Origin of the sequence: Cellvibrio sp. UBA7671, from assembly GCA_002483145.1 — a bacterium.
In the GTDB taxonomy this organism is placed as follows: Bacteria; Pseudomonadota; Gammaproteobacteria; order Pseudomonadales; family Cellvibrionaceae; genus Cellvibrio; species Cellvibrio fibrivorans.
In genome coordinates this window covers 2,854-3,102 of the sequence record DLHJ01000007.1, presented here as the reverse complement: position 1 = coordinate 3,102, position 249 = coordinate 2,854, and the positions used below count along the sequence as shown (strand labels likewise).

1 protein-coding gene is annotated in these 249 nt (G+C 44.2%); it reads right to left on the bottom strand.

Annotation, left to right across the window (positions count from 1 at the left end; all coding sequences use genetic code 11):
• A partial coding sequence (locus tag B4E62_RS07835; protein WP_331351678.1) for a stage II sporulation protein M occupies positions 1-249 on the bottom strand: 249 nt, incomplete at both ends.

Here is a 249-nt window from a genome sequence, read left to right as displayed (position 1 = left end):
GCACCGGAAATACAAATGGCCGTTAATTCAAAACTGCCATGGCCAACCACAAAGGTAAAAAACGTTTCAGTGAAACCGGCGTTGGTGAGATGACCTGATACAGCGCCCATCAATAGGCCGTTGTACACCAGAAAAAAAATAGACCCCACACCAAATAAAATACCCGATGCAAAAGTGCGGAATGAAACGCCGATGTTATTGCTGATATAAAAACCAAACATTTCAATATTGGTCGAGGATTCGCGCGCG